Below are 16,051 nucleotides of genomic sequence, written 5' to 3' on the forward strand. Positions count from 1 at the left end.
TATTTAACTTACGCAATCGTCAAATCCGTTCATTTTTTCAAAAATTTTCATATCCACCATAAGAACTAATAAATGACACTTAATATTTAATTAACAATTATTGGTTATAATGGCTACACATAGTTCAATTTTTGAGATTATTGTTATGCAGACTAAATACGATGAACAAATTAAACCCATTGAATACCTAGGCGGAGTAATGGATGAAGAAACAAGACCACTTCTGAAATCCTACATCGACCAACTCGAAGATGGGGAGGCGGCTTTGGTAGTGTTTCGTCTTTTAGATGGTGATAGTCCTGATGCGCTCCTAGAATCTACCATTGATCAAATTGCAGGTCACGGATGGGATTTTGTCTCCGGTGGAGAAAAAGAAGGCCCGTTGCAAGACTTAGTTGACAACTTGTCAACAGAGGCTTCCGAATTAAGAGTTGCCAACAGTATTTTTTCTCAAGGTGGCGCAAAAATAAAAGCGTTTGACAATCATAAAGTTTGTTTTGGTTTAATTACTAAAAATGGTGAACCAATAAAATCAATAAAAGGTATTGTTCATCAACAGTTAAACATGGGTTTAAACGGAGACTTATTAATGCATGAAGGTGATGTCATCATGCAATCCCTCATTGACAATAATGTCTTCAAACAAGAGGGAAGAGATAGACCCCTACTGGTAACAACCTATGGTGCGGGTGGATCATCAAGTCATGAAGTTAATCCAGGTATAATGGCCGTTAGTGATGGAGTAATAGACATTCGTACTCACGTAGATCCCAAATGCATTATGGAGTATTTACAAAAATTTTGTGCCACTTTAGAGGACTCCGCAGAGCTGAATAAAACTTCAGAGGAAGGACAAGCCTTTTACAAGAAGTTGCAAGAAATAGAACATAATATCAAGAGCGAACCTGGATATTCAGGCATAGCGATGGTTCATGACATCGCAGAATTAGCTCGAAATGCCGCGGAATACACTGGCCAAACCACCCAAGATATAATGGCCGGAATGGATCCTAAAGACAAACGTTATTATGGGGAAATTACTTTTGGTAACCCAAGTAGCGGCGTTGCAACCATGCATCGTATTAATGTAGATGAAAATGGAAAGCCTTTTACTGGTAATGATGGGCAGTCTAATCTTTTAAAATCATTACAACATTTTATTGCGCAGATGAGTGAACTCGGTGAAAAACAAAAAGAAAAGGAATATCGTAAGAGTGTCCGCCGATTAACAGAAACATTACACCAGATGGAGCGTAACGCCTCCCAAATCGCCGATAAAATTAACCATCTGTTAGTAAATAACTTATCTGAAGAAGATGCAATTCAATTAACACTTATAAAAGATGAAATTGAAAAACTCGATAAAGCAATTCAAGAACGCTCTAATTTTATTATGGATCATCTGGGTCACGATGTTGAGGTATATGAAGAGCTCACTGAAATGATCAAGCAAGATGAAGCAGAAATACAAAGCTTAATTGAAATGCAAAACATGATTTATGATAGCGTGTCTCAACAACTGCATGGCAAAGACTTACAAACCTACCACAACTTAAGAGAAGATCTGGATGAGTTAAACGAACACATTCCAGAGTTGAGTGCTGGAGTAGGGAAAATGATTCAGCATCATATGGAACTAATCGCTGCAGATACTAAACTAAAACAAGCGATTAACTTAGCCAAAGCAACCCATGAGCAACACTTCGCAAAGGAAACTCCTTTTAGCATCACGGCTTCTGGGAATATCTTTTTCACTGAAGAAGATAAGAAGGCTGTAGGTAAATATGGCGCGAAACTTGTTGAAATGGAAAATCAACTCTTTGTAGAAATCATTCATCATTCGATTGCCAACAGGGTTTATGTTGATAAGGAATTTATTACTAAAATTGCCGCAGATCCATTAAAAATTGATAATGAAGTCACTCAAACATTGAATGAATGGGCCGCAACTCACAGTATGACAGTACAAAATTATGTAGATGCATTCATGTGGGCCAAAAATGGACAAAGCTTTGAAAACTTTCCCGAAAGCGGGCGCTGGACAGTAGCTGAAGAACTTTTTAACAATGAAGATAAAGACTTCGCAAAACTGTTCTATAACTTTGGCACAGAAGAGGAACCCAAAATTGTTAATCCATTTTGGAAAGAAATAGGAACTGACCTTGTTAAGGAGATTAAAGAAGGAAAAGCCTTTCAAGGAACAGCGTTTCAAGATATGGACTTTACTACGCCTCCATTAAGCGAGCAAAAACAAGATCTAGTGAATCAAGCTACCTTTATTATAGCCAATCCAGATGATGAAGAAATTGAAGCGAAAGTGAGGAAATTGTTTACTGATTATTTAGAGCTAATGCCTGGAATGAAGCTTGAGAATGAAGAAAATCAAGAGCAACGATACAGAGTATATGCGCGCAGTATTCCCGTTCTGAAAAAAGGTTACGTGCAAGATGCTGTAAGCGATTGGGATCAACCACTTTATAAATCAAGTAACACCGCGTTACTGGATAAAGAGGCTTCAAAGTTCCTCGCATTGGAACGTGGGAAACATATTGGTGGGGGCAAAGCAGTAATGTTACATGACCAATCCAGCCCAACACTCATAGAATCACCTAATGCCGTTCTCTATAAAATGATGAAAGCTGAAAGGAATAAAAACTATCGAGAGGTTTACAACATTGGCAAGGAATATCTTGAGAAGAATCCCAAAGCAATGTTTGGTAGCAAATGCCTCTCTACAGTAGCGTATATCGAAAGAATAGAAAAAATGGTCAAATCTCATCAACCAAAGATAAAACCACCATTCCCTACTGAAATCGGTATAAGCCCAAAGAAAATTACTGGCCCTCGTGTCGCAGAAGCGCTTAGAGAAATGAGTAAAGAAAATCCGCAGCAGGCCCTTAAATCTGCAGAAAGATTCTTAGCATGGAAAAACTATCATCACAGAAATTTTAATGTTCAAGACATTAAAAAGTTGATTGCTGAATTGACTCAGCCTAAAGAAGCATTGGGACATTCTTATAAAAACACGCAAGGTGGTCTAACATTTTTTAGAAAGAGCGACAAAGAATCTGAAAAACAACCAGAAAATCAATTGAATGGTAAATTTAATTTGTAACCGTGTAAACATTTGGTCTGTCGGTTATCCTGAAAACGGATAATTGACAAACCAATGTTAATTATCTCCCCCTCCATGAATCCTCTCCTCCTGCGACATCAAATCAACATTACTTAAGTAGCCAAATGTCTCTATTTGCCAAACCCATTAAATGATCATAAAATAAACATCCTTGTAATGGAAGAATACAAACAAACGAAAAATAATCGCCAAATATGCTGTTTGGATGTAATTTAATAGTTTAGTTAAGGAAACTTTATGCGACTAGATATATCAAATTTGTCATTAAGTGAAATGCTCTCCGCGATAACATCTATACCAGAAAACGAGCGTTTTCTTGACTTAAGTGGAAATGAACTCAATTTAGCATCGCCAGCAGATCTTTCCTTGGCGATCTCAAAAACACCCGCCGGCATAAAATCACTCGATTTGAGCAACAATGGTTTTGGCCATCAACACTACAAACAATTGACTAAAGTCCTTCAAAGCATTCCAGAGACTGTAGAGGAACTTCATCTGCATCTCAATAAGCTTAGACTTCATAAAAATGGAAGCCTAGTGCAAGTGCTCCAGTCAGTGCATGCGCACTTAGCAATCTTAGATTTAAGTCATAATGATCTAGGCCTATGTGCAACCTTAGAGCTTACTAATGCACTTAGCGCATTAAAATCAAACCTTACCTCAATGCAATTTGCCTGGAATAAATTAGGCAACAAAACAGTAGAGGAAATATCGGAAATTTTTAAGGCATTACCCCAATCGTTAACGCGTTTAGATTTAAGTTATAATGGTCTTGATAAGTTAGGCATGCTTGCATTGTCAGCCGTATTAAAAAATATACCGGAAACGATTACTTATCTTGATTTAAGCGGTCATGGTTTTGAGACAAAAACAGACATTGAACGAGCTGAATTTTTAGAGAGCCTTCCCATAAATATAAAACGATTAAAATTGAGTAAAGACATCATTATTGAGCTTGAACCTAAAAAATTAAAAGATCCAAAGCTTCAGGAACATAGTTTTTTCTCTCAAGCAAGACAATCCTCAACTGATCCTGAGAATGGTGATACACCAGAGTTAGAAGATGAAAGCATAAGGCTTAATCGATAAAAATTGCTCAGGCTTGTAAAATTTTAACCGCATAAAAATACCTACATACCCCGTTTCATGCGTGGTATGTAGGTGATAGCTCAAAATAATCATCCCAAAACTCCTTGCCCTACTCCGCAAAAATGGCTCAACTGGACACTATCAATAGACTCAAACCATAAGGGACAGATTTCGACCTTAAGTTGGTTTTTTTACCATTAATGCCTATTCTTAAACATATAGATTAAATATTAAGGGGCTTATCATGCAGGCTAAAGAAGACACAATTAAACCCATTGAATACCTAGGTGGAGTAATGGATGAAGAAACAAGACCACTTCTGAAATCCTATATCGACCAACTCGAAGATGGGGAGGCGGCTTTGGTAGTGTTTCGTCTTTTAGATGGTGATAGTCCTGATGCGCTCCTAGAATCTACCATTGATCAAATTGCAGGTCACGGATGGGATTTTGTCTCTGGCGGAGAAAAAGAAGGCCCGTTGCAAGACTTAGTTGACAACTTGTCAACAGAAGCTTCCGAATTAAGAGTTGCCAATAGTATTTTTTCTCAAGGTGGCGCAAAAGTAAAAGCGTTTGACAATCATAAAGTCTGTTTTGGTTTAATTACTAAAAATGGTGAACCAATAAAATCAATAAAAGGTATTGTTCATCAACAGTTAAACATGGGTTTAAACGGAGACTTATTAATGCATGAAGGTGATGTCATCATGCAATCCCTCATTGACAATAATGTCTTTAAACAAGAGGGAAGAGATAGACCCCTACTGGTAACAACCTATGGTGCGGGTGGATCATCAAGTCATGAAGTTAATCCAGGTATAATGGCCGTTAGTGATGGAGTAATAGACATTCGTACTCACGTAGATCCCAAATGCATTATGGAGTATTTACAAAAATTTTGTGCCACTTTAGAGGACTCCGCAGAGCTGAATAAAACTTCAGAGGAAGGACAAGCCTTTTACAAGAAGTTGCAAGAAATAGAACATAATATCAAGAGCGAACCTGGGTATTCAGGCATAGCGATGGTTCATGACATCGCAGAATTAGCTCGAAATGCCGCGGAATACACTGGCCAAACCACCCAAGATATAATGGCCGGAATGGATCCTAAAGACAAACGTTATTATGGGGAAATTACTTTTGGTAACCCAAGTAGCGGCGTTGCAACCATGCACCGTATTAATGTAGATGAAAATGGAAAGCCTTTTACTGGTAATGATGGGCAGTCTAATCTTTTAAAATCATTACAACATTTTATTGCGCAGATGAGTGAACTCAGCGAAAAAGAAGAAGAGTATCAGGGCCATGTCCGTCGATTAACAAAAACATTACACCAGATGGAGCGCAACGCCTCCCAAATCGCAGATAAAATTAACCATCTGTTAGTAAATAACTTATCTGAAGATGATGTAATTCAATTAACACTTATAAAAGATGAAATTGAAAAACTCGATAAAGCAATTCAAGAGCGCTCTAATTTTATCATGAATCACCTGGGCCACGATGTTGAGGTATATGAAGAGCTCACTGAAATGATCAAGCAAGATGAAGCAGAAATACAAAGCTTAATTGAAATGCAAAACATGATTTATGATAACGTGTCTCAACAACTGCATGGCAAAGACTTACAAACATATCAAAGCTTAAGAGAAGATCTGGATGAGGTAAATGATCAAATTCCAGAGTTGAGTACTGCTATAGGTAAAATGATTCAGCATCATATGGAGCTAACCGCTGCAGATACTAAACTAAAACAAGCGATTAACTTAGCCAAAGCAACCCATGAGCAACACTTCGCAAAGGAAACTCCTTTTAGCATCACGGCTTCTGGGAATATCTTTTTCACTGAAGAAGATAAGAAGGCTGTAGGTAAATATGGCGCGAAACTTGTTGAAATGGAAAATCAACTCTTTGTAGAAATCATTCATCATTCGATTGCCAACAGGGTTTATGTTGATAAGGAATTTATTACTAAAATTGCCGCAGATCCATTAAAAATTGATAATGAAGTCACTCAAACATTGAATGAATGGGCCGCAACTCACAGTATGACAGTACAAAATTATGTAGATGCATTCATGTGGGCCAAAAATGGACAAAGCTTTGAAAACTTTCCCGAAAGCGGGCGCTGGACAGTAGCTGAAGAACTTTTTAACAATGAAGATAAAGACTTCGCAAAACTGTTCTATAACTTTGGCACAGAAGAGGAACCCAAAATTGTTAATCCATTTTGGAAAGAAATAGGAACTGACCTTGTTAAGGAGATTAAAGAAGGAAAAGCCTTTCAAGGAACAGCGTTTCAAGATATGGACTTTACTACGCCTCCATTAAGCGAGCAAAAACAAGATCTAGTGAATCAAGCTACTTTTATTATAGCCAATCCAGATGATGAAGAAATTGAAGCGAAAGTGAGGAAATTGTTTACTGATTATTTAGAGCTAATGCCTGGAATGAAGCTTGAGAATGAAGAAAATCAAGAGCAACGATACAGAGTATATGCGCGCAGTATTCCCGTTCTGAAAAAAGGTTACGTGCAAGATGCTGTAAGCGATTGGGATCAACCACTTTATAAATCAAGTAACACCGCGTTACTGGATAAAGAGGCTTCAAAGTTCCTCGCATTGGAACGTGGGAAACATATTGGTGGGGGCAAAGCAGTAATGTTACATGACCAATCCAGCCCAACACTCATAGAATCACCTAATGCCGTTCTCTATAAAATGATGAAAGCTGAAAGAAAGAACGACTATAAAGAAGTTTACAAAATAGGCAAAGCATACCTTGATAAAAATCCTCAAACAGCCTTTGATGATATATCTTCAGTATCCTTTATTGAAAGAATAGAAAAAATGACAAAAGCACATGCGCCCAAGTCTGCACGAAAACCAATGTGGGCCATATTGGCTGATATTGGCGGTTTCAAGCCAGGTACTGTTGCAGCGCCTATATTCAGAGTAGCGGAGCAACTTGAGACGTTAAGTAAGACAAATCCAAAACAGGCAATTAAATCTGGAGAAGAATACTTGGCGTGGAAAGGACATAAAAAAGATACCGAATATGTGCGAAGAATACAGAGTTTTGTTGATAAATTAAAATCGGAACATTCGTTTAAATCAATAAAAGGTGATTTGCATAAATTTAAAGAAGATCAAAATCCGAAACAGAAAGATAGCCAATATAAGGTTTAATTACCGTATGTGTTGACATAGAGTAGTTCAAACTTGATCTGACAATTGCCCTGGTAGTTTAGGGTGAATTCGTTGCAGTAGATAAAGCTAAGTCTGACCCTACCCATTTTGGGGATAGCTGTCAGACTTGGCTTTTAACTATTACAACAGATTATAGACTAACATCCCAATTATTTTCTTCCTCTTCGTGAGGTTCATCCACCTCTATTTTGAGCTGTTCAATCCGCGCTTTAAAGTTTAAAACCACCTGAGATAAGTTATTTTCTCTGGGTAACGAATTGTCTGATTCGGAAATTACTTCTAGTGGTTTTTCTTGTGTTTTAAACTGTTGTAATCGCTCTTTAAAACTAAGATTAGCGCTAACTATATTTTCACTCTTTGATAACTTATTGTCTAATTTTGAAATTATATCATGTATTTCTCTAGCAATTTGGTAGGATTTTTTTCACTCCCTGTAAATCCTTTTGTCCCATAGTCATGCTCTAATCGCTGCATGAGTCTCTCAGCCAGCTCCGCGGCATCCTCCACCTTGCCTTCTTTTAATACCTCGATAATTTGTTCGATCGCAGGCTTCATGATGTCAACTTTCTCACTGGCAGTTCTATGAGAGGAGAAAAGCATTTTTTCGACATCACTCTCATATTGTTCTATCTTTTGGACTACAGGAGCTATCGCTTGCGCTAGTTCAAGCTTATCATGATATGAGCTGACAAATTTGATATCTTGGTTTATTTTTTGCCTTTGTATAAAATGTGCGTTGTATGTTATCGCCTGATTGATTGCATTATTGAGCGCCGCGTCATTATTATCCAAAAACAAAGTCTCTAAATTAATATTTTTAAATCCATCAACTCCAGCAAACTCATTCTGCACATCCTCTAACTGAAAAGGAAAAGAATACTCATTCAGCGTATGACCGCCTGTTCCATAAAGCATTGCTGCAATAAATACTCGTGAATATTTTTCAATTTCGAATGCCGAATCAGTTATTCCTGATGCATTATTTATATCTCCATTTTTTTGTTCCGCTAAATTCCTCAATTGACAAAGCATCGTTCCAGATATGGAATTAGAAAATGGATGAACAAGTCCTGAAAAATTCATTTCTACCCATTTATAGTATTCACCATCATCTTTAAAAGTAGCTTGATCTGAGGGTTTAAGAAATGGTGCAGAATTCATTGAAGTAGCAATATCAACCTGAGCCACAGGCATGAATCCCTTCATTAACCCCATATGAGCATTAGCAGCACTCCCTTGATCCTTAAGCATCTCTTTTCCTCTCCAATCTCCATAAAGTCGCGATTTATTATAAATATTAATTGGTAATTCATCTCCTCTTGCCAGTGCATTAGCAACACCTAAGAAAGCACTTTTTACTACCAAAATGACTTTCTCTCGTTGCTCTTCATTTAACTCGCTATAGATTTCCTTGCTTTTAATTTTTGCAATATGATTAGCAAATTCTTTATGGAGTAAACTCGTCCCTTGATAGGTATTAGAAAATACATCCTCGCAATCTTTGACATCCGCAGCTTTCGGTGATAATGCTCCAGCTAACTTGTCCACGTGCGTTTGTAAAAGATCTTTATTCATGCTATCGATTTGATTTTTGACTGTTTCATAAGCAAGGTGTGTTTCAAAATACCTTCGCGTAGGATCATTATTTATTACTTTTTTATCCTTTGAAACCTCATAGGATGATAAAAGAGGATCAGCCAAATAGTGCTGCATCTTTTGTAAATCGTCTTCGTTTATATTAAATTTTTTATACTTCGCGTCAGCCTCACCCACTCTCACACCCAGTACATAAAGTTTTTTTAACTCAGCCACTTTTTCAACTGCTGCTTTTACTATTTCAGGATCTACGTTAGCAGCAGCTAATTTGTTACGCTGAGCCTGGTAATGATCAATTAATATTAGCAATGCTTGTGATGGAGAGATCACTTGTTTTTTTAAGGAAGGTGGTTCCACACTTTTTAGGTATTGAGCATGTGAATATTGAGATAGGTATTCACTTATTTTTGCTTGTTCCTGCTTGGCGTGTTTTGAAATGATCCATTGTCCTAATTCACTTTTAGGGCCAAAAGCATTATGAACCAACTCTTGACATTCAGGATTGTTTTTTGCCACTTCAAGAGCTGCTTGCGCCATGTGGTAAGCACCTGAATATTTTTCAGTGCCACCAATTTTTTGCGCTTTGTATGCCTGTGCCAATTCAATGTAGGCCTTTACTTTATTTTCAGCAGTAAAATTGGCATCAATTGGTTTGGTACTTTTTAAAACCAGCCAAAGTGCATTTTGATCTGAATTGTATAATTCATCCAAAGCTGCCGCATCAAATTGGGCTGGATTTAATTGTATTTTATCCGTTTCACCAATTATAGGAATCCCAAGAGCATTATGAATATTAATATAATCCGCAGCATTCGCACCTGCTTTTATTAAAAGTTCCTCTTTTGCATTAAGTCCGAAAGTTTCCGGGAAGCATTTAACTAATACCGCCCCTAAATAAGCTGGAAAATCTTTAACTCGAGCCTCGTCAGTATTTGCTTTTGGTGTGTTTAAATTAAGATTTAAAATTTCTCGCAAGAAAAAAGCCTGTTTTTGTTCCGCACTAGATCCTGACCCCTTACTGGAATATAACGCTTCCGCTTGATTTGCGACTGTTTTCTCACCAATCTTTTTTTGCAGTTCAGAGTTTTTAGGTCCTGAACGTTCAAGACATCCAGCAGTCTGCGTCAATAAATCTGCAATGGCTGCATTGGGATTGTTGGGTGCTTGTTGTTCAACGTAATAATCAGGTGCTGGATCAGTATCTCTAAATTTTTTAATTTGTTCATCAATTGCTCGAATCACCATAGAAACTCTAGGTAAATTTTGCATCGGCATGCTTGTAAGAAAAGCTATATCTCTTGTTTGAGTTCCTCGTGCAGGATTCTCTGGATTTGAAATGGGCGTTAAAATGGTTCTTGCTTCATTGTATGCAGCATTTTTTCTTTTCAAAGCATCTTCATATTTTGCAGCTATAGAATTAATTCTTTCTTTGTCAAATTCTAAGCTTGCCAGTGTTTCCATCATTTCATAAAATTTAGGATCGTTGTATTTTTGATTCAATCCTCGTATTACTTCTTCTGGGCTGGTGTTCTTATCATTAATTAATGGATGGTGCTCATTTAAATCTGCGTACAAGCCCACTAATTTATCGATTTTTTCGATGTACTTATCAATAATTTTTTGTTCATTATCAGTTATTGGACTGTTTCCTGATAAGGTAATTAACATATTTTTCAAATGTTGCATATCCGCATTTACTCTTTCTGGGACTACAACAGCCTCTTTTGTTGCATGAATAACGCCACTAGAAAGATGATTTTTTGCTCCTGGCTGTTTCAGTTGTTCCCTCCCCCATGCTTCTATTTGTATTAATTTTTGATCCAATGCATCTTGTATTCGTTGCTTTTCTTGATTGGGGAAATAGTTGTTTAATCTTCTCTTAGGCATTTTCATACTCCTTCATGTCTTCATAACTATAAGTTTGAAGGATGCAGATTAAAGCCGTATGATATCCACAAGAATAATGGCTATGCCCCATGAAAGTTTGGAATGATGGGAATAAATAATTGCAATGCAATAACGTTGACTTTCCTTTTAGGGGTTGATAACAAATATAAGATATTTTTAAACCTCAAAATAGTTCTACAACTGACACCAACACCTTGACTACAAAATACATGAGATGTGCTTTAAAGCAGCAAAATGTATCCAGCACAGGTCTTTTCAATCATTTCATGAAGATACGTTTAGTCTGATATCGAGTTGAAATTAAAAAAAATTTGCATCCAAGGAGGGTTTCAGATAGTTTCTCCATTAGCACAGAAAAACAACCATTTATCATCGGAATTAATTTAGGATATGGAATGAAACAGATAATTAAATTTGGATTTATTTTAAGCTTTCTAAGTAACAGTGCTTTTAGTGCAGAACCCGTACAAGGGTTTTACTTTGGTTTATTAGGCCAAATTAGCCATGCGCCTAATCCGGACCTTACTTTTACTATTAACAATGTGCCTTATACTGGACAAGTCACCTTAGGGCCAGTTGGTGGAGGGGTAGGTACCTCTATTGGTTATAAAATACAAAACTTCAGGCTTGAAGCGGAATTTCTCTATAATATAAACAATTATGGGGAGCTGCAAGTCGGTACGTGTACTCTCATTAGCCCTACTGTCGTTGGCCCAGAAGGAGTATGCCCTGCGTACATTCAAGATAATGGATTAGGCTTTAATGGTAACACCATGGGTTTTTATGGATTGTTCAATGCATTTTATGATTTTACGTCCTCTAATCCGGATATTAATTTTGTTCCTTATTTAGGATTAGGCCTTGGGGCTGCACTCATCAGAAATCAAGGCAATATCGAATCCACGGAGTATTCTGGAATTGTTCCTGCAATCCAATTCACCTCCAATAACTCGCAGGGAGGGTTTGCCTTACAAGGAATAGTAGGCTTTAACTATTACCTTGATGACTTTACAACCATGGGTCTGGATTTTCGATACGTTTCAACCATGATGAGTAACAATAACAATAATAATAGCAGCAGCAGTAGCTCTCAATTTGGCATAAGTACCATCAATCTCGTATTCAATTTTGCCCTTGAGAAAGGTGATAGTTGAGTTGCAGAATGCAACTCAACCTTTGCCTCAGCAACAAGCAGTTTGCCGCAAATTTTGACTCTTTTTACCAAAATCACAATCAAAGTCACTCTCTTTGCCATCCTATGCAAAGCATTTTCCAATACCCTTAAGTATTTGTTGATAGGGTATCGACCTACCGTAACTCGTCCAGTGCATCCAATAATCAGCTCAAGAGACGTGTATCGATTTGCCACAGACGACAGGATAAGGTAGAAAATGACCCATGAAGAAAAAAAACAATTGTTGTAAATTATTTATTCATGTGTTAGGATTTTTTAAAGTTCATATCCTTTTTGAATTGCACTAGAGTTTTTCATGACAAATACAAACAGCACTACAAAGTTATTTTGTGCCAGTAACAACTGGTGTGCTGTGATGTTTCTTATTTTCCCCTCTTCTTTTAAAAAAATTATTCAAATTATTAACATTATTCGCCTGTCTTAACGGTGAGCGAATAAGAACATAAGCCCGTTAAGACAGGGTCTCTCTAAGGCCACGCCCGCTCAGTGAGTCTTCCATTCAGCGAACACTTTAATCCATGCAAAGAGAGATAATTATGTTAATGTCTTTAGAGAAGAACCATACCAGTCCTGTTTTAGTCTATCCTATTATTGTTATCAGTTTAGCGGCTTGCTTTCTTTTTTATAAATATGTTTTACAAATTTTTCCGAGTATCATCACTACCCCTTTAATGAAACAATTTCATTTGACAGGCGCAGGTCTTGGAAACCTGGCTGCTACTTTTTATTATTCTTATATGATTACGCAATTATTTGTCGGTATTTTGCTTGATAAGTACAGTGCTCGTCGCTTTACATCAGCCGCAATTTTTTGCTGTGCCCTAGGTGTGCTTTTATTTTCAACCGCAGAGACCTTATCTGTAGCAATTACAGCTCGTGCATTGATGGGCATTGGGGTTGCCTTTGCGACAGTCGCTTATATGAAACTCGCAGCAGACTGGTTTTCTCCAAAACAATATGCCTTTGTGAGCGGGCTTTTAGCTACAGCGGCCATGGCTGGTGCAGTTTTTGGTCAAGCTCCTTTAGCTTGGCTTATTGAGCATTTTGGGTGGCGTCACTGCCTATTCAGTGTAGGGGTTTCTGGAGTTATCCTATCTTGTTTGTTTTTTATGGTAGTGCGCGATCGTCCACGCTCTTTAAACATGACAACCACCAAAACAACAATTTCATTTCAAGATGTAGTTGGGGTGCTTAAGAGCAAACAAAATTGGCTGCTCACTTTATACAGTGGGCTTGCTTTCTCACCTGTTGCCGTATTTGGAGGACTTTGGGGAAACCCATTCTTAGAGGAAGCTTATCACTTAAGTAAAACTCAATCGGCCTCTCTATTGTCACTCGTTTTTATAGGTTTAGGTCTAGGAAGTCCTATCTTGGGGATGTTATCCGATCGTTTAGGCAATCGACGTTATGTCATGTTTTTTAGCACCACAGCATCAACTGCAGCGCTCATCTTAGTTCTATATTGCCAAGCATTATCCACTGTAACTTTAAGTGTATTGTTATTTATATTTGGTTTCGGGCTTGGAGCATTTATGTTGGTTTTTGCTATGGGAAAAGAAATTAACTCTGTAGCATTGACAGCAACGGTTATAGCCATGATCAATACCAGCGATGCTCTTTTTGATGCCTTAACAGAGCCCCTTATTGGAAAGTTATTGGATATGGGATGGGAGGGTCATATCGTAAATGGTGTCCATCAGTTTTCTCTCTCTAGCTATCAGATGGCTCTATCGTTATTGCCCCTTTATTTAATAGTAGGTTCCCTTTTATTGCTTTGGGTTAAAGAGCCGGCTCAAAAAGCATAGAATTTTAGGCAGTAATTGATGTATTTGAGAATGGTTTTTAATCTGAATAGTTCGATATAATCTTTCTTATATCGAACTACTTTTATTAATATTTTCAGCGAACAGATTCATTGATATTGGTTAGTGCGTTGTTTTTTCTTGATCCTCACCCATTAGCCAATCCATACTTACTTCAAGTTCATTAGCGATTTTTTGCATCGACTCAGTATCTAAAACGACAACTCCATTTAACAGAGCTTCGATTTTAAATTTTGGAACTTGGAATAGTGTAGCACACACTTGAACTCGCTCTGTCATTAAGACAGGGACACCAAGCTCATCTAGCTCATTGTTCAAACGTTCAGTTAGTTTTTTGTTTGACATAGTAGTCTCCTCTTGGCTTTTTTTCAGTTTAAGGCAATAAAGCTTAAGGATTAATTAACAAATAAAATCTTTACAAAAAAATTACGAATTTAAAAAAATTAATGTATCTATTTGAATTTAAAAGATAAATTTGAAATTTATGTTTATAAAAAATACACATAGAAAGTTATTCATGCTTCGATTTTAGTTTGCAAACAGATTTTAACTTAAAATAGGTTTAAACGGATTTTTTGGCGAGTCGATTGAAAATGTATTTGGGCAATAATAACCAATATTGACCTTCGTTCTTCATATGCTCCCCTAGAAATGTAGCAAGATTTCCTGAACCCCAATAAATGTCACCTCGCATGAAACCACGAATTGCGCCACCTGTATCTTGAGCAATCATGAGGCGCTGTAATTGCTTTTCATCTTCTTGATTTTTATCGGGCCGAGTTGTATCTAACCAAAGCGGGGCACCAAGCGGAATCCATTTCTTATCCACAGCCAAAGAATAACCCGGGGTGAGAGCCATCCCTTGAGCACCAAGCGCCATGGGTTTTTTTACATCCTCAAAAAAAACAAAGGACTTATTTTTATGGAGAATATCTTTGGCTTTTTTAGGGTGCTCCTCCAAATAACGTATAATCGCTGCTTTAGAAGCGGTATCTCGACTCATAATTCCTTGGTTTATCATCACCTTGGCAATTGAAGTATAAGGCGCGCCATTCTCACCTGCATACCCCAAGTATATATTCTCACCATTCGGCAATTGAATAACACCCGCACCTTCGATTTCTAAAAAAAGTCGCTCGGCTGGACTATGAATCCAAGCAATTACTGGTGCTTTCTTCTTAAGGGCGCCATTATCTATCTGTGCGCGAGTATATGAAGTCGTATATCCATTTTTAGGCATGCCGTAAATGGGTGTATTGTATTTAGGACTTTTCTTGAGATTGCCCTTTATTCGTGGCATATAATAGCCTGTAAATAAGCTTTGAGATGGATTTCGTTGTTTTAACTCAATAGGATGAAACCATTTTTCGAAAAATATTTTTGCTGCATCTTCCGATGTAGAATCAAGTGCTAAAGCTGCCTTACACACTGGATACCAATCTCGAGCTTTTAAATTGATATGCCGGGTCCCGATTGGATGAGAAGGCTCCTGCTTTAAAAAAACTTTGCATGAAGTTTGAAATGCTAATAAAGATTTTTTGACATCTGCTTGATCCCAACCAGGTAATTCTTCAAAGGATACTTTTGTTAAGGCTATATTCTTTCTTTTTATAACCACCTTCTTTGAAGCAACTTTCTTTGAGTTGGTATTTTCCGCACTAGCCTTTTTTGAATTAGTCTCTTCTGCACCCACCTTTTTTAAGGCGAGCTCAAGCGGGGTGCTTTCAACAATTTTTTTAGCACTCTTAAGCGCATTATCTTCCACCGAGGCTGTTTTAACAGGCTCAGTTTTAATAATCACTTGTTTCGTATTCTGCGGTTTCTCTTGAACTTGAAGCCCATTCTGCTTATAAAGCGACAGCCCAACGAAACTTATCGTAAGACAACTAATACCGCATATTGTGTAAATTAATTTCCTACTCATAGGGGCACAAGGTTTACATAAGATGAGATCTAAATCAACAAATTTTCATCCTTTTTTCGCAAAATCAACTTATTATTTAGTCTTTTTTTAAAAAAAGCACCCCATTAGCAATAAATTTATACAGATATGCGCTTAATTTATGCTTTATAACTCGCCCAGAGAAAGAGCAAAT

8 protein-coding genes are annotated in these 16,051 nt (G+C 37.3%); 5 read left to right on the forward strand and 3 right to left on the reverse strand.

The genetic code is table 11. The features are described 5' to 3' along the window. The first annotated feature begins 145 nt into the window (after positions 1 to 145). The 3 genes from EL220_RS15865 to EL220_RS15875 all read left to right on the forward strand — a co-directional run bounded on the left by EL220_RS15865 (position 146) and on the right by EL220_RS15875 (position 7,412). The gene (locus EL220_RS15865; RefSeq protein ID WP_232002502.1) at positions 146 to 3,115 is read left to right on the forward strand and encodes a hypothetical protein; all 2,970 of its coding nucleotides are present in this window, start codon (positions 146 to 148) and stop codon (positions 3,113 to 3,115) included. A 258-nt stretch (positions 3,116 to 3,373) separates the two neighbouring features. Continuing rightward, positions 3,374 to 4,225 (forward strand): leucine-rich repeat domain-containing protein, encoded by an 852-nt coding sequence (locus EL220_RS15870; RefSeq protein WP_058390699.1) that lies wholly within the window; start codon positions 3,374 to 3,376, stop codon positions 4,223 to 4,225. A gap of 244 nt (positions 4,226 to 4,469) precedes the next feature. Beyond that, positions 4,470 to 7,412 (forward strand): hypothetical protein, encoded by a 2,943-nt coding sequence (locus EL220_RS15875; protein ID WP_128130940.1) that lies wholly within the window; start codon positions 4,470 to 4,472, stop codon positions 7,410 to 7,412. Positions 7,413 to 7,817: 405 nt separating this feature from the next. Here EL220_RS15875 and EL220_RS18380 read toward each other — a convergent pair whose 3' ends face one another. Then, a complete protein-coding gene (locus tag EL220_RS18380) occupies positions 7,818 to 10,916 on the reverse strand; it encodes a hypothetical protein (protein WP_197720968.1) in 3,099 nt (1,032 codons plus the stop codon). Between the two features lie 416 nt (positions 10,917 to 11,332). On the opposite strand from EL220_RS18380, the gene EL220_RS15885 reads away from it, so the two are divergent. Together EL220_RS15885 and EL220_RS15890 are read left to right on the forward strand one after the other, a co-directional pair. Beyond that, positions 11,333 to 12,091, forward strand: a complete 759-nt coding sequence (locus tag EL220_RS15885; RefSeq protein ID WP_027271925.1) for an outer membrane beta-barrel protein — start codon at positions 11,333 to 11,335, stop codon at positions 12,089 to 12,091. A 577-nt stretch (positions 12,092 to 12,668) separates the two neighbouring features. After that, positions 12,669 to 13,937: an MFS transporter gene (locus EL220_RS15890; protein WP_027271924.1), complete on the forward strand. Its 1,269-nt coding sequence runs from the start codon at positions 12,669 to 12,671 to the stop codon at positions 13,935 to 13,937. 120 nt (positions 13,938 to 14,057) lie between these two features. On the opposite strand, the gene EL220_RS15895 is transcribed toward EL220_RS15890, so the two are convergent. Together EL220_RS15895 and mltA are read right to left on the reverse strand one after the other, a co-directional pair. Further along, positions 14,058 to 14,300, reverse strand: a complete 243-nt coding sequence (locus tag EL220_RS15895; protein WP_027271923.1) for a hypothetical protein — start codon at positions 14,298 to 14,300, stop codon at positions 14,058 to 14,060. Between the two features lie 217 nt (positions 14,301 to 14,517). After that, positions 14,518 to 15,879: a murein transglycosylase A gene (gene mltA, locus EL220_RS15900; protein WP_232002503.1), complete on the reverse strand. Its 1,362-nt coding sequence runs from the start codon at positions 15,877 to 15,879 to the stop codon at positions 14,518 to 14,520. Between the last annotated feature and the right edge of the window lie 172 nt (positions 15,880 to 16,051).

It is taken from the genome of Legionella sainthelensi (genome assembly GCF_900637685.1).
Lineage (GTDB): Bacteria > Pseudomonadota > Gammaproteobacteria > Legionellales > Legionellaceae > Legionella > Legionella sainthelensi.